This is a genomic window from Ruminococcus bromii, assembly GCF_002834225.1.
Lineage (GTDB): Bacteria > Bacillota > Clostridia > Oscillospirales > Acutalibacteraceae > Ruminococcoides > Ruminococcoides bromii.
In genome coordinates this window covers 61,559-83,909 of record NZ_NNSR01000056.1, presented here as the reverse complement: position 1 = coordinate 83,909, position 22,351 = coordinate 61,559, and the positions used below count along the sequence as shown (strand labels likewise).

The 22,351-nt window shown below is 41.2% G+C and carries 15 protein-coding genes, 1 tRNA gene and 1 pseudogene; 3 read left to right on the top strand and 14 right to left on the bottom strand.

Annotated features, from left to right (window positions below; all coding sequences use genetic code 11):
• On the top strand, window positions 1–1,113 hold a 1,113-nt coding region (locus tag RBATCC27255_RS10465; RefSeq protein WP_169923279.1), incomplete at its 5' end, for a hypothetical protein.
• Between the two features lie 1,000 nt (window positions 1,114–2,113).
• Here RBATCC27255_RS10465 and RBATCC27255_RS06175 read toward each other — a convergent pair.
• From RBATCC27255_RS06175 to RBATCC27255_RS06135, 9 genes and pseudogenes are all read right to left on the bottom strand, one after another.
• Window positions 2,114–2,200: transfer RNA gene (locus tag RBATCC27255_RS06175), tRNA-Leu, on the bottom strand.
• A 235-nt stretch (window positions 2,201–2,435) separates the two neighbouring features.
• Window positions 2,436–4,313 carry a LicD family protein gene (locus tag RBATCC27255_RS06170; protein ID WP_101029207.1) on the bottom strand — a complete coding sequence of 626 codons (1,878 nt, stop codon included), beginning with the start codon at window positions 4,311–4,313 and terminating at the stop codon, window positions 2,436–2,438.
• Complete coding sequence (locus RBATCC27255_RS06165; protein ID WP_101029206.1) at window positions 4,313–5,407, bottom strand: NAD-dependent epimerase/dehydratase family protein; 1,095 nt, start codon at window positions 5,405–5,407, stop codon at window positions 4,313–4,315. Before RBATCC27255_RS06165 ends, RBATCC27255_RS06170 begins: the two co-directional genes overlap by 1 nt.
• A 71-nt stretch (window positions 5,408–5,478) precedes the next feature.
• Window positions 5,479–6,225 carry an ABC transporter ATP-binding protein gene (locus RBATCC27255_RS06160; RefSeq protein ID WP_101029205.1) on the bottom strand — a complete coding sequence of 249 codons (747 nt, stop codon included), beginning with the start codon at window positions 6,223–6,225 and terminating at the stop codon, window positions 5,479–5,481.
• A 12-nt stretch (window positions 6,226–6,237) separates the two neighbouring features.
• On the bottom strand, window positions 6,238–7,059 hold the full coding sequence (locus RBATCC27255_RS06155) for an ABC transporter permease (protein ID WP_101029204.1): 822 nt from the start codon (window positions 7,057–7,059) through the stop codon (window positions 6,238–6,240).
• Between the two features lie 386 nt (window positions 7,060–7,445).
• On the bottom strand, window positions 7,446–8,534 hold the full coding sequence (locus tag RBATCC27255_RS06150; protein ID WP_101029203.1) for an ABC transporter substrate-binding protein: 1,089 nt from the start codon (window positions 8,532–8,534) through the stop codon (window positions 7,446–7,448).
• 32 nt (window positions 8,535–8,566) lie between these two features.
• On the bottom strand, window positions 8,567–9,373 hold the full coding sequence (locus RBATCC27255_RS06145; RefSeq protein ID WP_101029202.1) for an ABC transporter permease: 807 nt from the start codon (window positions 9,371–9,373) through the stop codon (window positions 8,567–8,569).
• Window positions 9,373–10,164, bottom strand: a complete 792-nt coding sequence (locus RBATCC27255_RS06140; RefSeq protein WP_101029201.1) for an ABC transporter permease — start codon at window positions 10,162–10,164, stop codon at window positions 9,373–9,375. Before RBATCC27255_RS06140 ends, RBATCC27255_RS06145 begins: the two co-directional genes overlap by 1 nt.
• Before the next feature lie 384 nt (window positions 10,165–10,548).
• Window positions 10,549–11,592 (bottom strand): annotated as a pseudogene (locus RBATCC27255_RS06135) (ABC transporter ATP-binding protein); the annotation flags it as partial.
• Window positions 11,593–12,112: 520 nt separating this feature from the next.
• On the opposite strand from RBATCC27255_RS06135, the gene RBATCC27255_RS06130 reads away from it, so the two are divergent.
• Together RBATCC27255_RS06130 and RBATCC27255_RS06125 are read left to right on the top strand one after the other, a co-directional pair.
• On the top strand, window positions 12,113–15,304 hold the full coding sequence (locus tag RBATCC27255_RS06130; RefSeq protein ID WP_101029199.1) for an alpha-amylase family glycosyl hydrolase: 3,192 nt from the start codon (window positions 12,113–12,115) through the stop codon (window positions 15,302–15,304).
• A gap of 174 nt (window positions 15,305–15,478) precedes the next feature.
• Window positions 15,479–16,057 carry a hypothetical protein gene (locus tag RBATCC27255_RS06125; protein WP_101029198.1) on the top strand — a complete coding sequence of 193 codons (579 nt, stop codon included), beginning with the start codon at window positions 15,479–15,481 and terminating at the stop codon, window positions 16,055–16,057.
• Between the two features lie 205 nt (window positions 16,058–16,262).
• On the opposite strand, the gene mreB is transcribed toward RBATCC27255_RS06125, so the two are convergent.
• The 5 genes from mreB to RBATCC27255_RS06100 are packed head-to-tail and all read right to left on the bottom strand — an operon-like array spanning window position 16,263 to window position 22,232.
• Entirely contained in the window at window positions 16,263–17,279 is a 1,017-nt protein-coding gene (gene mreB, locus RBATCC27255_RS06120) for a rod shape-determining protein (protein WP_101029197.1), read from the bottom strand.
• A 36-nt stretch (window positions 17,280–17,315) separates the two neighbouring features.
• Window positions 17,316–17,978, bottom strand: coding sequence for a ComF family protein (locus RBATCC27255_RS06115; RefSeq protein WP_101029196.1), 663 nt, complete (start codon window positions 17,976–17,978; stop codon window positions 17,316–17,318).
• Window positions 17,962–20,175 carry an SF1B family DNA helicase RecD2 gene (gene recD2, locus RBATCC27255_RS06110; protein WP_101029195.1) on the bottom strand — a complete coding sequence of 738 codons (2,214 nt, stop codon included), beginning with the start codon at window positions 20,173–20,175 and terminating at the stop codon, window positions 17,962–17,964. Before recD2 ends, RBATCC27255_RS06115 begins: the two co-directional genes overlap by 17 nt.
• Before the next feature lie 6 nt (window positions 20,176–20,181).
• Window positions 20,182–20,904 (bottom strand): glutamine amidotransferase, encoded by a 723-nt coding sequence (locus RBATCC27255_RS06105; protein ID WP_101029194.1) that lies wholly within the window; start codon window positions 20,902–20,904, stop codon window positions 20,182–20,184.
• Window positions 20,905–20,906: 2 nt separating this feature from the next.
• Window positions 20,907–22,232 carry a Mur ligase family protein gene (locus RBATCC27255_RS06100; protein WP_101029193.1) on the bottom strand — a complete coding sequence of 442 codons (1,326 nt, stop codon included), beginning with the start codon at window positions 22,230–22,232 and terminating at the stop codon, window positions 20,907–20,909.
• Window positions 22,233–22,351: the final 119 nt, after the last annotated feature.

Genomic DNA, 22,351 nt, shown 5'->3' with positions numbered 1-22,351 from the left:
GCAAAGATGAAAACTGCAATTGAAGATTACGAAAACAAAAGCGGTGACAAGCTTCACGGTGTTGTTGTTGTACCTTTCTTTACAACTATTTTCAAGGAAGAAGCAAAGAGCCTTGCAGTACCGAACATTACAATCAAGCTCCCGAACGGACAGACACTTGCAACATCTGCAACAAAAGGCTTTGCGACAGGTGCAAAGTCAACAGTTTCATCTATTGTAAAGGCAACAGCAACTGCGACAGTAAAAACCAAGGTAATTGCCGTTGTCTGCGGTGCTACAATACTTGCAGGCACATCAGCAGTCGGCATAAGCATTCTTGCAGGCTGTAACGCTGAGAAAGAACCGACAGAACCGTCAGTAATATCTTCAACCGTACAGACATCAACTGTTCCAACAACTGTACCTAAAACTACAGTACCAAAGGCAGTTAAAGATTTGGTAGACAAGGGTGAAATCAAGGTTGACAAAGACGGCAACATCACAGACAAGAATGGTAAGAAAGTCGAAGTAAAAGACGGCAAAGTAGAAGTAAAAACCGACGACGGTAAGACAGTTACAGTTAAGGTTGACGATGTAAAAACTACAGTATCTAACAAAAACAACGGCAACAAGGGTAACACCGAAAAGAAAGAAGATACTAAGAAAGACAACACTTCAAAGACAAATACATCTGATAACGACAAGAAGCCAGCATCTAAGCCAAGCAACTCTTCAAGTAATAATCAGAAGCCAGCTACTTCTTCAAGTAACAACAAGAAGCCAGCGTCAAATACTGAAACGACAGCAGCTAAGAAGTATAAGTACTATAAGCATCACGATGCTGTGACAAAATTTCACGATAAGGAATGGATTGTAACAGGTACTCACGAGGAGCCAGTATATGGTTGGGTAGGTTACAATGTATGCAACTATTGTGGTATGAAGTTAACAGATGCTAACCTAAATGAGCATCTTGCATGGGAAGTAGAAGAACATGGATCAGGAGCATATCACTATGAGAAAGAATATGTACAGACAGGCACAAAAACAGTAGAAGACGGTCATTGGAGAGAAGCTTATACAGAAACAATCACCCCAGCTTACGACGAGGAAGTATCTGAAAATGATCACTAGGATAAGAAAGTTCCTATCAACTAAGTGTGTTGGTATTAATTTGATAACAAGTTAAAATCGAATAAATCCTTAAAGAAAATTATTGGGAAGAGAGGGTTCTTTATGAACCCTCTTTTTCTATGCTAAAAATAAATATTATATTAAAGAAAGTATTCAATTTAATTATAATATATGGTATAATATAATAAAATAAAAGGAAAGGTGTGGTTGTACTTATGATAATTTTATATATTTTCCTTGTAATGTTTTTTATTGTAGCTTTGGTAGCGACATATGAGAATCATTTATATAGTATAACTTATGGTAGGAATAGCTTTTTAGGTATCTTGGTAATTATTTCTTCCTTAGTAGCTATGGTGTTAATGTTTATTGCTATTTATGTATTTCAGTAATTTGTAAAATGGAAAACCAAGGGTATTAATAGTGTAAAAATAATTACTTATTTAAAAATAGAAAGGTTGTAGAGTATATGGATATTGGAGTACTACTATTTATCTGTTCAGTAGTAGTAGGTTTACTGGTTGTGATTTATATGTGGTACACTTTTTAATAGAAAAGTAATCATATTTAAAATAGAAAAGAGGTATTAAGATGACAATATGCAGTTTTGTAGGCGATGAGGCATAATGTTAATTGAGAACAAAAATATAGAGGATTGTTATGGTATGGGAATGCTCTGTAATCAACAAAATAAAAAAAGAGGTTAAGCATTAGAAAAAATTGCTTAACCTCTTTGTTGTTTTAATAATAGAAAAATCTTTTGTGTTACGGTGTAATAAAATTTAAAAATATATTATCTTGTTTCCTTGAAAATCGGCAGGCAAACTAAAATGACAGTAAGTTTGACAGTAAGTTTGACTGCATTTTATCTTGTTTTAACTTAATTCAAAATTACTCAACTGAATTTTTAAAATCTCAAAAACCCAGTGTTTAAGCCACTTTTAAGGCATTTTAAGTAATTTTGGCAAAAAATAAAAGGTGGTTAAAAAACCACCTTTACTGGTGCAGGTAACAGGACTTGAACCTGCATGAAATTGCTTTCACATGGACCTGAACCATGCGCGTCTGCCAATTCCGCCATACCTGCTTATTAAATTGAAAATTGAAAATGGAAAGTTGAAAATGATTGTGTCAACCTTTGCATAATCAATTTAAACTCCCTTGATTTTTACACGGTGTGGAAACCGAGGCGGAGCTTACTTTCAGATAAATCCTACTCTTCAGCTGATTTCGCAACAGCACTCAAAATGTGCTATATTATTATAGCAGACCGACAGGTAAGTGTCAAGTGACATTTACTTTATCGGTCTGATTTACGCTGATTATTTTTCAGAGTCGGGTTTGCGGATTTTGAAACCGTCATATTTTCCGATGTCGCAGAGGGCAATTTCGTGGCAGCCCATTCTTGTTGAAAGCGGTGCAAGCTCCATATAGTCGCCGTAGAGGAAAGTAAGGTACTTGTCATATTCCTTTGGCACGGGGAACTTGTAACTCTCAAAGTCGGCATAAGCAACATCGTCAAGATATTCCTTTGGAAAAGCACCGTTATAAATATTTCTGCCCATTCCGTCATAGAGATATTTTGCATTCTTTTTGTTTTTAAAGAATTTTAAAGTGCGGACTTCAAGCCACATACTGAATCTGAGTGGAAATATTTTTTTGCAGAAATTTGTTACAATGCTCTGGATTCTACTGCCGTTTTCAGCCTTGCGATTATTCCATTTATTGAACACCAGTGCTCTTGTGAACAGAGTCACAGCCATATGAATTTTTCGTCCGATTGCTGAATTTGCTGTTTTGTCGTGACAGAAAATATCAAACGCAATTCCGTTGTGCATTGCGTGGTGGTCTTTTGCAAAGTCGGTTGCAAAGAAAGTGTCGTCAAGTCTGACCTTGGCAAATTCATAGAAACAAGCCTTGTCCGTATGGTACGATTGAAAAGTCATATTGCTCGGAAGTTCCTTTGGCGCAATCTCGCAAAAGCGGTCAAAATCTTCACGCAACATCATAATATCGGCATCATCATCCCACGGAATGAACCCTTTGTGACGAATTGCACCGAGAAGTGTTCCGCCGCCGAGAAAATATTTTATGTTGTGCTTTCGACAAATTTTGTCGGTTTCAAGCAGAAATGCAAGCTGAATTTCGTGAATTGAATCAAGTCTGCGCTCGTGTGAGTGGGGGATACGCAGAACTTTTTCGGACTTCATCTTGTCCATTATGCAGATTTTCAGCATGGTTTCAAGGTCAATGTCGGGAGTGCATTCGTTTACGGAAATTTTGTTTGAATTAATTGCACAGCCGTCAAGCTCCGTAAAATCGCCCGACTCAATTGTACAGCGACTGCCGTAAATATCGTTGAGAACAGCCGCAATCATAATCAGCGATGCGTTGCAGTTTTTGCCGCCGACATTATAAACTGCGTTTTCTTCAAGATTTGTCATTGCGAAAACAATCGCCTTTAAAATATCGTTGATATAAACAAAGGTGCAGCGATCCCTTGTTGCCGGGACAACTGTGTCACGGCGGTTGGCTATATCGTCAAAAACAGGATCAAGCACGCTTGTAAAGTTGCTTGACGCTCCCAAAATTATGCCCGTTCTGAGCGTTGTAACGGTTGATTCGCTGTTTTTCAAAACCGAGTGCAAGGTGGTTTCTCTCGTTCTCATAAGCTGACCTGCAAGCGATGAGGGAGAGGTTGTATCAAGTTCTGCGTACTCGTTTTCAGAATAAACTCTGTGCGGTTTGGCTTTGCCGTAAATTCTGCTGTCGTTCACAACGACAACTCTTGCGCCTGTGGCTTTTGCAATTTTGGCACAGGCATTTATCTCTGCAATGCCGTCAATCATAATCTGTGGGTTGTTGTCTGTATGTTCACCGCAGATTCCTGTTGTAATTACATAGTCGGCACTCGAAATTTCTGATGCAGAATTATAATCGACAAAATCAAAATCATCTCTTAACAAGAGTTCGCTGTGGTATGATGCCATTGCGTTGCGTGATTTGCCGAGAAGGATAACTTTTATTTCGAGCCTTTTAGCCTCGTTATTGTACAGAAAGGCATAGCAAAGACACCTTGCAAGTTCACCGCCCGAGATGACAATTGTTTTGTTCCTGAGCTTTGCAAGAGTTTCTTTTTCAACTCCGGGCAATGCCGCCCTGTCGGCCTCAAATTCGTTTAAAAAATCTTTAATACGCATTACTTTATCCTTCGTAATTCTGCACGCAGTTCTGTTGCTCTTATACTGCGTTTTATTCCGTCTTTAAGCGTGGTTTTCGGACTAAAGCCGAGTGATTTTATTTTATCGTTGCACAAAACATACGGTGTGGGGGATGACGGAGAAAATTCGGGTTCTTCTTCGTCTTTTCTGTGAACGAACACTACGGAGAGATTCTTTTCGGGATTTGCCGATTTTACAAGCTGTGCAAATTCCCGCATTGTCACATTTGCGTTACCGTTTGAAATGTTGTATGCCTCACCGCTTTTTCCGTTAAGCAAAATATCAATCAATGCAGAAACCGTGTCCGTCACATAGCAAAAGCTGAACTTTTCACCGCCGTTATCTGTAAGCATAATGCTCTGATTTTTTGCCGCACTGACAATCAGCTTTGCCCATTTTCTTTCATCGCTCATTCTGACACCTCCGAGTGTGGGGCAGGGACGGGCGATTTTTACATTCATACCGAACTTTTCAGCATAGCAGACGGCAAGCGTTTCGGCTGAACGCATACTTTGTGCGTATGCACTGTCGGCATCGGTCGGATCAAGATAGCCGAGGTCGTTTTCGCAAATGTTATTTTTACCGCTGAAAACCTCCCCGTAAACCATATATGAAGATACGAGCAGAACCGATTCGGCATTTGACTCTTTTGCATATTCAAGCACATTTGCAAAGCCCGAAATGATTGTATCCGCAATTTCGGGATTATTGCAATCTTCCTCTGCAACCTCACACGGGCAGTTGCAGTATATTACAAAGTCGGCTCTTTCAATCTCCGGAAAGTTCTTTGACTCTCCGATTTCAACAACAAAATCTTTGCGGAGAGTAAGGCTGCCGAACTGCTTTTCGGCATCTTCACGGCTTTTTGCAAGGATGATTACCCTTGTGTTGTTTTCGAAAAAATCATTGCCCTCAAGCAATGTGCATATAATGTAATATGCAATAAGTCCGTGACAGTCCGACACGAAAACAGTCTTGTTTTTTAACTGTTGAAAATTCATCCTGGTGTCTGCAATTTTTTTAATGTCCTCAAAAATTTCGGAGGGCAGATTGCCTTTTACGGTACAGTCCATATGGGTTTACCTCTCAGATAAATCAGAAAAGCTCCGCAATTGTGGAGCTTTTGCTTTATTCCGAAACGGAATTATTTTTTCTTTTTTGATTCCTCATACACTCTGAGGGTTTCATCTGTCGGGCCGTCAAACATAACAGTTCCTTTTTTTAGGAAGATTGAACGCGCGCAGATTTCTTTAACCGAAGCGGCATTGTGACTTACATAAAGTACGGTTACACCGCTTTCGATAATCTCTTTAATTTTACTTTTACACTTCTTTTTGAAGGTTGCGTCACCGACCGAGAGCGCCTCATCAACAACAAGAATATCGGGTTCAATGTTGACATTGATAGCAAAACCAAGACGCATTTTCATACCGCTTGAGTATGTTCTTACAGGCTGGTCAATGTAATCTCCAAGCTCTGCAAAGTCGATGATTTTCTCCTCAATCTGCTTAATGTAGCTGTCCTCAAGACCGAGAACATAACCCTTCAGATAAATGTTTTCTCTGCCTGTCATTTCCATGGAAAAGCCTGCAGTGAGCTCAAGCAATGCGGCAACCTTGCCGTCAACGGTGATTTCGCCTTCGTCGGGAAATGCAACGCCCGTAATCATCTTGAGCAGAGTTGACTTGCCTGCACCGTTGTCACCGACAATACCAACCGATTCGCCACGGTTGATTACCATTGAAACATTGTTAAGTGCCTTGTTTGTTTTTGCATTTCTCGGTTTAAAGAAAAGAGCCTTGAATCTTGCCTTGTCATCTTTGTAGAGTGTGTAGGTTTTGCTGACATTTTTAAAGGTAATAATCGGATCGGATACTTTTGTTTCAGCCATAATATTACCTCCTTAAAGTACATCAGGAAGTTTTTTCCTGAGTCTGTTGTAGTTGAAAATACCAAGGGCGAAAATTACAACAAATTCAATTGCAAACACAAGACATTCCGTTTTGTTTGCATAGAACGGTCTGTTGTAGAGGAAACAGTTGCGGTAGCCGTTTACGAAAAAGTTAATCGGATTGATAAGCATAAGCTTGTTGAGGAACGGCGAATCAAAGCCGTAGGAGTTGTACATAATACCCGATAACCAGAAAATACCTGACATAACGGAAACAATCAGGCTTTCAAAGTCCTTACTGAACGCAGACATCGGGGCTGTTGACCATGTGAGCGCAAGGAAGAAGATAAACATCAACGGACAGTACAGGAAAAATTGCAGATTGTACCAGCTCGGTCCTATTGTGAAAAGTACATATGCGTACATAAATGCCATAAGAATCAGGTGAACAAAAAGCCTTGAAACCTCTGTATAAGTAAGGATTGTTGAAACGGGGAACTTAACCTTTGTAATAAATTGACGGTTGATTCTCAGTTCCTTTGCACCCTGCGTTATGCTGTCCTGAATGAAGAACCACGGAATGATACCGATGAACATAAAAGTAAAGAAGTCAACGGAAAAAGGCTGTGCTCCGCCGATGTCAAGGTTAAGTGTTTTAAGCTGTTTGATACCGCAGGAAAAAGCGAACCAGTAAACAAAAATTGTAAACGCAGGCTTAACAACAGCCCAAAGAGGACCGATTACGGCGCCTTTGTAAGTTTTAATAAGTTCGTTTTTGGCAAGGAGCAAAATCTGCTTTCCGAAGCCACGATGTTCTTTTAAAATTGTAAACAATTATTATACCATCCTATCTCTTTTGTGATGCACAGGCGCCCGCCTGCAAGTGAATAAAATCGAAAAATGTATTATGCACTCTTTAACAGTATATATTATATTACTTTTTCCTAATTTGTCAATCAAAACAAGGCAATTGAAATCTATTTGTAAGATTGAGCGAATCCCCGTTAATTCTGTGTATTTTAGGTGTTCGGGAGGCGAATATGACAACCTGTCACGGAAACTGTTTGAAATAAGGAATAATATTCCGATAAGAATAAAAGGGCAGTACATAAATGTTTTGTGTTTTTTAAAAGGCGATACGGCGGTTTAATAAAAATCTTAACGAAATAAAAGCCCGAGCAGAGCCTAAAATGCTTTGCCCGGGCTGAATTTGTTTTTTATCAGTCTGCCTGGATTTTTACAAACTGTTCCTGCATATATGAATAAACCTCATCGGAAACATTTGAAAATACATAGCACTTGTCAAGATACTCGTCACTTGGGAAGATAAATTCGTTTTTCTTTGCATCTTCATCAATGTAATCGTCATACGCAACCTGATTAGGTGTTGCATAGTTGAGATATTCAAAGTTTGCGGCGGCAATTTCCGGATCCTGCATAAAGTTGATGAACTTCTCTGCATTTTCCTTGTTTTTACTGCATTTCGGAATACACATTGCGTCATAGAAAAGGTTTGAGCCGTCCTTTGGCATTGCGTAGTCAAGATCCTCGTTGTTATCAATCATTGTCATAATGTCGCCTGCGTAGTACGGAGCAATTGCCGACTGGCTGTTTTCCATTTCGGTAAATACCTGATCCATTACATATTTTTTAAGAAGAGGCTTCTGCTCTTTAAGTTTAGCGGCGGCTTTGTCAACATCTTTCTTTGTACAGTTGGCAGGGTCAATGCCTTCAAGCTGCATTGCAATCGCCATTGCGTCACGGCTGTTGTTGAACATAAGAATCTGACCCGAAAGGTCTTTGTTCCAAAGTGCGTCCCATGAATCGGGCTTTGTTTTAACCTTTGTTTTGTCATAAACCATACCGGTTACGCCCCAGCTGTAGCATACGGTATATTTACCTTCGGGATCGCAGGCAAGCTTTTTGAAACGATCCATAAGATTGTCGTAGTTAGGAATATTGTCAAAGTTAAGCTCCAACAGCATATCCTCATCAATCATTCTGCTGATCATATATTCGGACGGAATGACAACATCATAGCTTACATTACTGTTTTTCAGCATATTGTAAAGCTCTTCGTTGGTTTCATAGGTTGTGTAGTTTACCTTGATGTTGGTGCGTTTTTCAAACTCCTCGATAATGTCGAGTGAGTCATCTTCGCCATTTGAAATGTACTCGCCCCAGTTGTAAACATTAACTTCTCCTGCGTCAGCTGAGTCAGCCGAAGCGCCTCCGCCGCAGCCTGAAAGGCAAGCCGCACATGTTGCCGTCATTGCAGATGCAAGGACAATGCTGATGATTCTTTTCATTTCTCAATCTCCCTTAAATAAAATTTTAAAAATCAAGTTCTCTTTTTCTGCATCTTTTCTTCGTGTCTGTCACGCAGGTTGATTACAACCATGACAATGAGTACAGCAAGGAAAAGCAGTGCGGAAAGAGCGTTGATTTTCGGTGAAATTCTCCTGTGAGTCATCGAGTAAATTTCAATAGAGAGGTTCTGGAATTTTGCACCTCTTGTGAAATATGTTATGATGAAATCGTCAAGAGAATATGTAAAGCTCATGAGCAGGCCCGAAACAATGCCCGGCATAAGCTCATGAATAATTACCTTGTAAAATGCCTGCCATTGGTTACAGCCAAGGTCAAGGGCGGCATCATAAATGCTCTGATCCATTCGTTTGATTCTCGGCATAACATTAAGCACAACAAACGGAACACAAAAGCATATGTGCGAAATCAAAACGGTGAAAAATCCCATTTCAAAGTTAAAGATAACCCCGAGAGTCGTAAACAAAAGCATAAGCGAAACACCCATTACAATGTCAGGGCTGATAATCGGAATGTTTGACGCATTCTGAATAAGCATTCTCTTTTTGCCTTTAAAATTACTGATGCCGATTGCGGCGGCAGTTCCGAGAATTGTTGCAAAAATTGAAGCAAGAACGGCAATAATAACAGTGTTCCACAATGCGTTCATAATATTGTCATCACGAAAAAGCTGTACATACCATTTGAATGTAAATCCTTTCCAGACGGTAGTTTTGCCGTTGTTGAAGGAATAGAAGATAAGTACGGCAATGGGTGAATAAAGGAAAATAAGCAGGATTGCAATGTAAATTTTTGAAAGAATACCTGTTTTCTTTTTCATTATGCAATCGCCTCCTCATCACCGAACAAGTTCATGATTATCAGGAACACGAAAATAAAAATCATTAGTATCAATGAAATTGCCGAACCCGTGTTTTGATCTGTCCAGAATATTTTTTCAATGACATCACCAATCATAATGTCGTCCGGACCGCCGAGATACTGTGCAACCAGGAATGTGCTTGCGCTCGGAACAAATACCATTGTCACACCCGAAATAATTCCGGGAACGCTGAGCGGTGCGACAACCTTTCTGAATACGGTAAAGTTGTTTGAACCGAGATCCTGCGCCGCCTCAATAAGACCGTTGTCGATTTTGCTCATAACGGTGTAAATCGGCAGAACCATAAACGGAAGATATTCATACACCATTCCGAGAATTACCGCACCTGTGTTGCCGATGTAGGTTGAATGAATACCCAAAAGCGAGAGCATCATATCAATCGGACCGTTATCCTGCAAAAGCGTTACCCATGCGTAGATTCTGAGCAGAAAGTTCATCCACATAGGAATCATAAGCAACATAATGAGCGTGTTCTGGGTTGATTCTTTCATTCTCGTGAGAAGGTATGCAAGCGGATATGCAAGTACAAGACAAATTGCCGTTGAAATAAGCGCAATCCAAAGTGATTTTACAAAAATGTTTGTGTAGTAAAACGCATTTGTAAATGCCTGAAGCGAAAAATTACCGTTCTTGTCGGTAAAGGCGGTAAAGCCGATCATAATAATCGGAATCATTGTGAAAACAACCATCCAGATTATGTAGGGAATAGAGGGCTTGCGTGATTTCATTTATCAGCCCTCCTTTTCCGAAAACTCTGAGATTACCTCAAACCGAGCCTTTGAAAAGTCAAATGAAAGCGGAACATAGGTTGCAACCTGCTCGTCTGTATCGCTGAGCATGAGCCACTTTCTTTCATCCGATTCAAGAATGATTTCGTTTTGTTCACCCTTGTAAACTACCGATTCGATGTACAAATCCTTCAAATCGCCAACGCCGTCGCCTGCAAGTGAAAGAGCGTCGGGCGGAAGAGCGATTTTGAGTTTTGTGCCTTCTTCATAGTATTTATCGGGAACAGTAACGGTTTCGCCCTCAAGCTCAAATTCAAATGAATTGTCGTTCTGATTCGAGTATGTAACGGTTGTCTCAATAACATTATCATAAAAAGGAAGAAGCTTGTTCATAATCTGAATGTTGAACGGGATAACCCTCATACCGATTTTGCTTCCGATTTCAGCCGATTTGGTGGAGTGGATAAGAATTTCACACTTTCCGCATCTTACGCTCATCTCATAGTGAACGCCCTTGAAGGTTGTGTTCTCAACAATTCCGACAAGCTGACCGTCCTCGGGAGCGGTAACTTCAATATCCTCGGGACGGATGACAACATCAACAGGAGTGTTTTTGCCGAATCCCTTGTCAACACATTCAAGCTCTTTGCCGAGAATCTGGATTCTGCAGTCGTCAAGCATAATTCCGTTGAGAATATTTGCCTCACCGATAAAGTCGGCAACAAATGCGTTCACAGGCTCGTTGTATATATCCTCAGGAGAGCCGATTTGTTCAATAACACCGTTGTTCATAACAACAACACGGTCGCTCATTGTCAGAGCCTCTTCCTGATCGTGAGTAACATATATAAATGTTTTCTGAGTTTTCTGCTGAATTTCCTTAAGCTCAAGCTGCATACTCTTGCGAAGCTTGAGGTCAAGCGCACCGAGAGGCTCGTCAAGCAGAATGATTTCGGGGTCGCACACAAGCGCTCTTGCAATTGCGACACGCTGCTGCTGACCGCCCGAAAGCTTTGTAATTGAACGCTTTTCATAGCCCTTAAGGTCAACGGTTGCAAGCATATCGGTTACACGCTTTTTTATTTCATTTTTCGGCATTTTTTTGAGCTTAAGTCCGAAAGCCACATTATCAAAAACATTGAGGTGAGGAAACAAAGAATATTTCTGGAACACCGTGTTTACATTTCTTTTATTCGGAGGAGTTCCGTTAATTCTTTTGCCGTCAAAAATGACATCGCCGCTGTCGGGTTCAACAAAACCGCCGATAATACGCAGGGTTGTGGTTTTGCCGCAGCCTGACGGACCGAGAATCGTAACAAATTCCTTTTCATTTATATCAAGGTTGATGTGGTTAAGAATTACCTCACCGTCAAATTTGATGAAAATATCCTTGAGTGAAACTATTGTTTTCTTTGATGTCTGTTCCATTTATGCACCCCTGTTCCGATGATATAGTAGAAGTCTGTAAGTAAATGAAATAAAGGCGGAATGTGTCAACTTGCATAAAGTGCAGGCGAACACAGTCCGCCTTGCCGTTTCTGCAAAGACATAACCATGATGCTCGGTGTTTTGTGCAGAAAAATAAGACGGCTGTGTTGCTCCGTCCTTTCTTTCACATAAATCCTTATTATTGCTTAAAAAGCAATAGTCGCAATACAATTTGAATTATATTCTAAATGCATAAAAATGTCAATCAATATTGCGTAAAAACAAAATGTATTTTTTTGAAAAATAAAATTCTTTTAGAGAAACATGCCGAGAATCAAAGCTATGAGAATTGAATATAATGTTATTTAATGCAAATTTATTGTCACCGATTGTTCCTTTGCAGTATCAGCAGTAAAATCTGCACAAAAAAGTCTGCTTTAATTTGTAACATAGGGTATGTACTTTTTTGGACAAATTTGTTATAATTGAAATGAAAATTTTATGAAAGGATGTTTTCACAATGAAGAAAGCAAAAAAAATTGCAAGTCTTGTTGTTGCGTCTGCACTCTTGACATCTTCTTTTGCGGCAATTACCTCCGTAAATGCTGCCGAGATTGATTCCGCACAGGTTGCGTCTGCCGACAATACCCTTCGTGATAAGGTCGGCGATGGTGTTATGCTTCATGCATTCAACTGGTCTTACAATACAATCAAGGAAAATCTTCCCGCAATTGCAGCGGCAGGATACACAACAGTTCAGACCTCTCCCGTTCAGCAGCCGAAGGACTATTCAACCTCGGGTGATGTAGTCGGTCAGTGGTGGAAGCTCTATCAGCCAATCAGCTTCCACATTGCAGAGAAGTCTTGGCTCGGCACAAAGGACGATCTTAAATCGCTTTGTGATGAGGCTGACAAGTACGGCATCAAAATCATCTGCGATATCGTTTCAAACCATGTTGCAAACGCTGATGATGACAAGCCAAACGCTGTCAGCAGTCAGGTTAAACAGTATGAGCCTGATTTCTATAAGAAAAGAAAAACTCTTACCCGTTATTCATACAAAGGCGATGCAAGCGACAGTTCGGTTCAGGCTGTTGTTCAAGGTCATGTTTCAAGGTGTCCTGACCTTGTAACAAATGATACTGTTATCCAGAACTATATTATCAACCTTCTCAAGGAATGTATCGACTGCGGTGTTGACGGCTTCCGTTTTGATGCAGCAAAACACATTGAAACAGAGGATGACGGTGAATATGCGTCAGACTACTGGAAGAATGTAACAACCTCGGCTTCTTCTTACTACACACAGAAAACAGGCAACGACCTCTATATCTACGGTGAAATCCTCAATAACTGCGGTGCAGGCAGAAGCTACAACTCATACACAAAGTATATCAATGTTACCGACAACAGAACAGGTGACGCTGTGCTTTACAATGTTGCAAAGGGTAAGGCAAGTTCAGCCGCAAATGCAACATACCAGTCGGGCGTGGCAGCATCAAATGCGGTTATTTGGGCAGAAAGCCATGACACATATGAGGGCAACTCAGGTTCATGGGGCTACTCAAATACTTCAAGTGTTTCGGATGAAAATGTTGTAAAGGCATGGGCAATCGTTGCTTCAAGAAAAGATTCAACAGCACTTTTCTTTGCTCGTCCGGGAACAGCTCTTATGGGCAATGTTTCAACAGATTCAACCTACAAGAGTACAGCTGTTTCTGAAATCAACAAGTTCCACAACCTTTTTGTAGGTCAGTCGGAAAAGCTCGGTTCTTCAGGCGACATTGCTTATGTTGCAAGAGGCACAAGCGGTATTGTTCTTTCAAATTGTAAAGGCACAAACGCAAGCGTAAGCATTTCAGGCACAGGTCTTGCAGACGGCAAGTACACAGATACAGTTTCAGGTGCAGAGTTTAAGGTTGTAAACGGTGTCCTCACAGGCTCAATCGGCAAGACAGGCGTTGCTGTTGTTTACAACGGTACAACAACTCCAAAGGTAACAAACTCTGTTGAAAGCGGTACATTCAAGGGCGACACAATGACACTTACACTCGGTCTTGAAAACGCAGCATCAGGCACATACTGCCTTGATGATTCAACTCCTGTTAAGTTTACTGACACAACATCAATCCGCATCGGTTCAGACTACAAGCCGGGTGAAACAATCAACCTCACAGTTACGGCAACCGACGGTGTAAAAACTACTTCAACGGTTTATAAGTACACAAAGAGTACTGCTGAGGAATCGGGCGTTTATGTATTCTTCAACCCTGCTACAAAGAAGAACTGGTCAGCTCCTTATCAGGTTTACATCTATGATGAAAACACAGACAAGGGTATGGTTTACAAGAATGCAAACTGGCCGGGCGAAGCAATGACTCTTGATCCTGCTACAGGCTACTATTACTACGAAGTTCCGAAGTCATCATGTATTTCAGCTGATGAAGATGATCAGAATCAGGCTGCATCAAACTTTGACCTTTCGTCTTCAGCCAACACAAGAGTAATTATTTCCGAAAAAGGCGGCGAGCAGTATCCCGGCAGAACAGATGCTGCTATCAGCCTTAACGGTTCTTCAAAGGCATACTCACTTTCAAAGGCAGGTACTTGGGAGGATACAACACTTACCCCGACAAAGGTTGAGATTGAGGCTACAGATGTTACAAAGGGTACGGCAACAGAGCCGACAACAGAGGCTCAGACAACCGCTCCTGTTCCTGCAACCGATCCGACACAGCCGGACACAAAGCCCTCACAGCCGTCAGGCGGTGCTGTTTACGGTGATGTAAACAATGACGGAATTATCTCTGTAGTTGACTCTACACTTGTACAGAAGTTTATTGTTCATAATGAGTCGCTCACAACAGAACAGCAGATTATTGCTGATGTAAACGGCGACAATGTTGTTTCGGTTGTTGATGCTACTGCAATTCAGAAGTATATTGTGCATTCTGAAGGCAGCGGCCGTACAGGTGAGGCTTATACAACGGTTGAACCAACAACCGCAGAGCCAACAACTGCAAAGCCGACCGAAGCTCCTGCAACGGCAGAACCTACAACAAAGCCTGCTGACACATACACTCTTTACTTCAAGACTAAGCTTGGCTGGATGACATCTGACGGTGTTTCGCTCTTTGCTTATGACCTTGACACAGGCGTAAGCTATCAGCTTGAGCAGGATACAGACGCTTATCCGAATGTTTACACAGCCGAAGTTCCCGCAACAGTAACAAATGTCAGTGTTTATCGTAATCTCTCAGAGGTTGACGAAAAGCCTGTAGGCGGCGACGACGGTAATGTTTACAATTGCTGGGATGCAACAGTTTCAAAAACAAACAACTGCATCACACTCAGCAATGACGAAGCTGTTTCAACAGCTCCGTATGCTCCCGAGCAGAAGCCTGCATTCACACTTTCAAGAGTTTACTTTGATAACTCGAAGGCAAACTTCAGCGATGTTTATATCTACGGTTGGGCAGAAAGCGGCCTTAATGAAACAGCCGTTCATATGAATAAGATTGCAGGTACAGATATCTGGTACTACGATTTTGACACACCGCTCAGCCCCGGTGCAAACTGTTTCCTCTTTAAGGACACAGAATCAACCTGGGAAACACAGACAAACGACTTGACAGTTGCTGACGGCAAGAACTGTTTCCGTGCAAATCCGGGTTCAAAGTCCGGCGGTGTCTGGGTAAGTTATTCAGAATAATCTGTTCGGATAAAGCTTATTGAACTGAAACATTCCCCTCGATGAAAAGTCGGGGGGAATGTTATTTTAGAACAGTTTTTTCTTGAAAAAGTGTCGGAAATACAGTATCATACTTTTTAGAGATATATTGTCGAAAAAACACAGAAAAATCAAAAAAGTTTTGGATTGACGCTTATGAAGATAGAACAAATTTTTCGTGAATTTGAACGAGCCTTAGAAAATGAATATTATATGGAACTTGCCAAAAAAGAGGTTATGACTGTTCCCCTTCTCATCGAAGTTTTTCTTGACGATGATTATGCCAATTCTTTGTGGGCGGAACAGCTTCTTGAATGTATAAGCGGGGAAAATCCAAAACTTTTGTACCCGTTTTTTGAATACATTGCAAAAGGTCTTGATAGTAAGAACAGCTATCTTGCATGGAACACATGGAAAATACTTGTAAGGCTTTTGCCTGTTGATTCCGATAATAAGTTTGAACTTGTTAAGGAAAAATTTTACGACGCGCTTTTATCGCACAATCTTCCGGAGTTTTCAATAGCGTGTGATTGCGCTGTCCCTGTTTTTTATTCAAAGCCTAATGAACAGGAGAGGATTCTTAACATAATGAAAAAATCTTCTGAAAAAAAGTTTTATCTTGGCAATGATGAGTTGAAAAACAGCGGCAAAATGGCAGAAGAAAAGGTACAAATTTTCCTTGAAAGAATAATAAATGATAAAACAAAAGCTGAAAACAACGCTTTACTGATATAATCCCCTTAAAGCAGATTCTTGAAAAACAGTTATCAAGGAATGCTCTGAGGGGAGATTTTTATGTAAAAAAGAAGAAAGAAAAAATACGGCACTAAAATGGGATAAAGACAATTGTTAAATCATATTTTAGAATTTGTCAATATTATGTTGCAAAAAATCCGCAGACGGTAAAATCTGCGGATAAAATGTTTAAAATTAAATTTTTTTAAAATGCCTCTATAAGCGGATTGACTGCACCCGGCTGTATTTTTTCGGGATGGTCAATGTACTCGATTGCCTTGCCGCAACCGTTGATAACGCAGTCTGCGGCGGCTTTGTGAACTCTTACCTTCAGCCTTGTGGATTCGCTGAGAAGCCTTGCAAATCCCGTCAGCTTGGCAAGACCGCCCGTAAGAATTATGCCGTCGGAGTAAATGTCGCCGACAAGCTCAGGCGGAGTCTGTTCAAGCACATCCTTGATTGCTCTTATAATGTTTAGCGCAATGTCCTCAATTACCGGCTTGATTTCGGCATATCCCACATCAATAAATCTGGGCAGACCGCTTACGGCATCTCTGCCTTTAACTCTGAAAAGCTTAGGTTCTTTCGGAATTTTTACACAGCCGACTGAAATTTTGCACTCCTCAGCCATATTTGTACCGATAATCAGGTTATGTTCTTTTCTGATGTATTTAACAATTTCTTCATCCATTGCACAGCCTGCCGACTTAATGCACTTTGAAACCGAAATTCCGCCGAGTGAAAGCACCGCAATGTCAGCCGTACCGCTGCCTATATCTGCAATCAACACACCGTGCGGACTTGTTATGTCGAGTGAACAGCCAATTGCCGCCGCCTTTGGTGCCTCAATAAGATACACCTTGCGGACGCCGATTGAGCTTACTGCGTTTACAACCGCTCTTTTTTCAACCTCTGTAACCTCACTCGGTATTGACGCAACAACCTTCGGCATAGTTACCTTTGAAGGAACAACCTCCTTGATGAGAATTGAAACCATATCTTCAACAAGCTCGGAGCGTGAAATAACGCCGTCGTCAATCGGATGCATTGCTCTTATGCCTGCCGGTGTTTTGCCAATCATTTTATAAGCCTCGTTGCCGACGCCGATAATGTCGTAGGTGTCAACATCAAACGCAACAACGCTTGCTTCGTCAAGCACTATTCCTTTGTTTTCAATAAAAACTCTTGTTCTGTCAGAACCGAGGTCTATAGCTATATTCATTTTAATCACTCCAATGCCGTTTAGCAATGTTTAAATTTATAAAAGCAATGATGTGCAAAGCGTACAGCAGCAAATCTCACCGCATTTGCACTTGTTAAGTATTCTTGCACATTCGCCAAGCGTACTGCCTGTTGTGATGATGTCGTCAATAATCAGTATTCGCTTGCCCTTGATTAAATTTTTGTCAATCGGTGAGTAGACACCTATAACATTTTTTGCTCTTTCAGCCGCTTTTATGCTGTGCTGAGTTTTGTTCTTCTTTGTTTTTACGAGCAAGTTGCCGTATTCCATACCGAGAAGTGCCGCACATTCCTGTGCAAGCAGCTCCGCCTGATTGAAGCCACGCTCTTTTAGGGTATCCTTGTGCATCGGTACGCAGGTTACAATGTCAAATTCTTTGTTACTGTAAACATCTTTTATTGCACGAACCATTTCGTATGAAAGTAATTCGGCATATGCACCGCAGTTGTGAAATTTAAAGTTGAGAACCGCCCTGCGAAAAATTCCGTCATAGGGAAAGGGAGAGGTACAGATGTAACCTCCCGTTGCATACCGTACAAGCGGAAATTTCGGAAATTCTTTTTTGCATTTGTCGCAACATTTTTTGTTCGGTTCAATAACCTTTCCGCAGTACGGACAACGAACCGTAAAGAGAAAGCCCTTTATTCGGCTGTAAATTTTATCAATAAAGTGTGTCATCTCTCAGCAAAAATTCTTTAAGACCGCTGTACCGTTTTGTACGGCGGTTATTGTTTACCATATATTCAACGGTTGACGGATTTCCGACAAGCACAAGCGTTTTCTTTGCCCTTGTAACAGCGGTGTAGAGCAGATTCCTGTAGTAAAGCTGAGGAGGTCCCGAAAACATCGGAATTATAACTGCTTCAAACTCGTTGCCCTGACTTTTGTGTACCGTAATTGCATAGGCAAAGTCGAGATCGCTTGCAGATTCAAAGGTGTACCGTGCAGTCTTATCAAAAAATTTAACGGTAAGCAATTTTATCTTTTTGTCAATTTTTGTGATGATTCCTATGTCGCCGTTGAAAATTCCCTCGCCGGTTTCGCCGTTTTCTCTAAACCAGCGAATATCGTAGTTGTTCTTTATCTGCATAACCTTGTCGCCTGTGCGAAAGGTTTTTGAGCCGATTGTGATTTCAGGTTTTTCATCATCCTTCGGATTGAGCGCCGCCTGCAATTTGTGGTTAAGCTCGGCAGTTCCGAGTTCGCCTTTTTTGGACGGTGCAAGCACCTGAATATTCTCAAAAGGAGAGTAGCCGTATGCTTTTGGCAGCCGGTTGGCACAGAGGTCGGTTATTACCGTTGAAACCTCTGATTTATTATTCCTTTGAAGAAAGAAAAAATCCTTATCGGCGGAGTTAAGCACAGGCATTTCACCGTTCACAATCTTATGTGCGTTTGTGACGATAAGGCTCTGCTGTGCCTGACGGAAAATTTCATTCAACCGTACAACGGGGATAAGTCCGCTTTCGATAAGGTCGCTGAGTACATTGCCCGGCCCCACAGAGGGAAGCTGGTCGGAGTCGCCGACAAGAATAAGTCTGCATCCGATTGCAAGCGCTCTCATAACGCTTTCCATAATAAATGTGTCAACCATTGAAACCTCGTCAACAATCAACGCGTCACATTTCAGCTGATTGCGTTCGTTTTTGTTAAAAATGGGGTTGTCGTGTTTATCCCAGCTGACCTCAAGCAGTCTGTGCAGGGTTTTCGCCTCATCGCCCGTGAGTTCGCTCATACGCTGAGCCGCTCTTCCCGTGGGGGCAGAAAGCAAAACGGTTTTGCCCTTTGCCTTCATTATCTTTATTATAGCATTGAGGGTTGTCGTTTTTCCTGTACCGGGGCCGCCGGTCAGCACGAGCATACCCTCGGTGAGTGCCATTGTGATTGCCTGCTTTTGCAAATCGGCATATTCGATTCCGTCCTCTTTTTCACACTTTTCAATCGCCTTGTCAATGTCTTTAATTTTCTCTGAAGGAAATTTAAGCAGCATTTTTATTCTTGACGCTATGTACATTTCACACAGGTGAACATTTGGGGAAAACACGAACTTTTTGCCGTCAATTTCATCTTCGATAAGTGAACGGTCAAACAGCATTTCTTCCATACACTGCGAAACTTTTACGCCGTCAACTTCGAGAAAATCTGCTGAAATCTTCAGCACCTTTTCCTTTGGCAGACAGGTGTGTCCGTTTCGCTCGTTGTGATGTAAAACATACGCAATTCCCGCACGCAAACGGACATTTGAATCAGGTCCTAAATTTTCTTTTTTCGCAATAAAATCCGCACTCTCAAACGAAACTCCAAGGTCACCCTGACAGAGAATATACGGATTTTTCTTGATTAAATCGACACAGCTCGGACCGTAAGCGTTGAAAATTTTGACCGATGCGGTGTTTGAAATTCCGTACTCGCCGAGAAAAAGCATAAGTGTTCTTACACCCGTGTTCTGTTTTAACTGCTGTGAAAAATCCTCGGCTTTTTGAGGAGAAATTCCCTTTAGCAATGCAACTCTTTCGGGCTGATTTTCAAGCACATCAAGTGTTGCCTCGCCAAATTCCTTTACAAGCCTTTGTGCGGTTTGAGTGCCGATTCCCTTGATTGCTCCCGATGACAGATAACGCAGAATATCAGCCGCCTCGGTAGGTCTGCTGATTTCGCAAATCTGCACGGCAAACTGTCTGCCGTAGCTGGGATGATTTGTATATTTGCCTGTGAGCTTAACAACATCACCCGACGACACCTGCGGCATAATTCCGACAGCGGTCAGATAATCGTCACCGTCAGCAAGCTCAATTACCGTGTAGCCGTTTTCATCATTTCGGAAAACCACGCTTTCAATTGCTCCCTCAAGCTGAAGAAGATTGTCGTTGTTCATTAAAACTTACTCCTCAAATCTTTTTGTGAGTTCGCCGAGAGTAATTTCGTAGCCCGCTCTTTCGTAGTCAAGGTAATTCGTACACGGCTTGAAGCCATCCGTATTTTTTGAAATTTGCAAAGCAATGTATTCAAGAAAATGCGGATTTTTAATCATAATAGGCCCTGTAACATGAGTAGCGAAAAGGTTCTTGACCTTCAAGCCCTCTGCTTTTGCATTTTCGTAGTCACCGAGTCCGTGTTTAACAGTGAAAAGATGATTTTCAATACCTTTAATTTCACTGCATTTGTTTACAAAGCCGACAATCGGTTTTGTGAGAATGTCAGATGTATAAACAATATCGCCTGTAATTCTGCGTTTGTTCTGCTCGGTAACTGTAAAATCATAAATTCCGAGTCCGTCATAAACCTTGCCGTCAGAGTCTGTAATTGTTTTTCCGAGCATTTCAAACGAGTTGCCCGTCATAAGAATTACCTTGCCGCTGTTGATATATTCAACAAGAAAATCCTTGTACTTTTTAAAATCCTGCAAAACAAGCTTCTGATTTTTTTCTGTACCCGAACCGATGTAGATAAAATCGTAATCGCCGAGGTCGGCATTGTCAAACAGGGTAAGCCTGTCGGTTGTAAATTTTACACCGCTCTTTTCAAGCATTCTTTCAAGTGCGGAAACATTGGCATATTCTCCGTACAGGTTCATTATATCGTGATACAAATGAAGAATTTTCATAATCAGTCCACCTTTACCTTTTCAAGAAATTTACCCTTGTCCGAGAAACAGGTAATTACATAAATCTTTTCTTTGCGGTCATTGTCAAGATAATCAACGGCTTCTTCAATGTCTTTGATAACCTTGATTTTGTTCCTGTCAACTTTTGAGAAAGAAAATCTTGTTGCAAGGTCGTTGCAATATGTTCCTGCAAGCACAATGTTCTTTACATTGTCGCTTTTGAGAAGGTCAAAGTTGATGTCCCAAAGCCATGAAACATCGCTTGTAAAATACTTTCTGCTGACTGCGTCAACAATAATCAAAACATCGCACTTATCCTTGTCGGATGCGGCAAGCTTGAGTGACTGATTGTACGAAATGCTGTTTTCATGTTTTGATGTAACAAGCGTACCCTTTCTGTTTCCGAGCGTGAATGTTACAACACGGAAGTTTTTGAGAACATAATTGCTCAGGCTCTTTGCAATTGTGTTGCCGTCAACACCTGTGATTGAAGCAACGGTAAATGCCGCAAGCAAATTGTAAACATTATAAAGCGATTTGAGTGTAAGTTCAATCTTGTACTTATTGTTGATTGTAATTTCACCTTTTTCAAGATCGGCAGATGTAACTGTGTAGCTTGTATCCTGTCTTTTAAGACCGCAGTTAGGGCATTCATAGTTGCCTATGTGGTCGTAGTGATAGCTTGAATATGTCATCGGAGATTTGCAGTGAGGACAGTATGCACCGTCATTGTAAACGCCGACAAAGTCCTTTGTATCGGTAGGAAGATTGCCTGCGCCGAACCACACAACATTATCCCTGCCGTAGCCAAAGCACGAAACAAGCGGATCGTCGGCATTAAGAATAAGCTGAGTTTCGGGATGAATACTCTCCTTTACGGCATTGTAAACCCATTCGGGGTGACCGTTTCGTGTGAGCTGGTCACGGTAAAGGTTTGTGATAACATAGTGAGTAGGTGTGATGTATTTGAAGGTATATTTTGCAAAGCGTTCGTCACTTTCAATGAGAAGAATGTCAGACTTAACCTTGCCCGAAAGAGTACAACTGCCGAGAATAAGAGTTGTAACGCCCTCAATCTGGTTAGAACCCTCTTTGTTCCAGGCAACTTTTTTGCCGCTTTCACAAAGAATATGTGCAATCATCTCAACGGTAGATGTCTTGCCGTTACTGCCTGTTACGGCAACAATATATTTCGGCAGTTCAATTCGTCCGAGAATATCGGGGCAGAGTTTAAGCGCAATCTGTCCCGGCAGACTGCTGCCCTTGCCGAGCAATCCTCCGACAAATTTCAGAACCTTGCACACAATAATAGTAAATAGTTTTTTCATTTTGCCACTTCCTTAATCAAAGACAACCTGTGTTGCCTGTACATACCTTGTATATACTCTTCATCATTATACCACAATTTTATTTCTTTGAATATATATTCTTAAAATTATTTTTATGA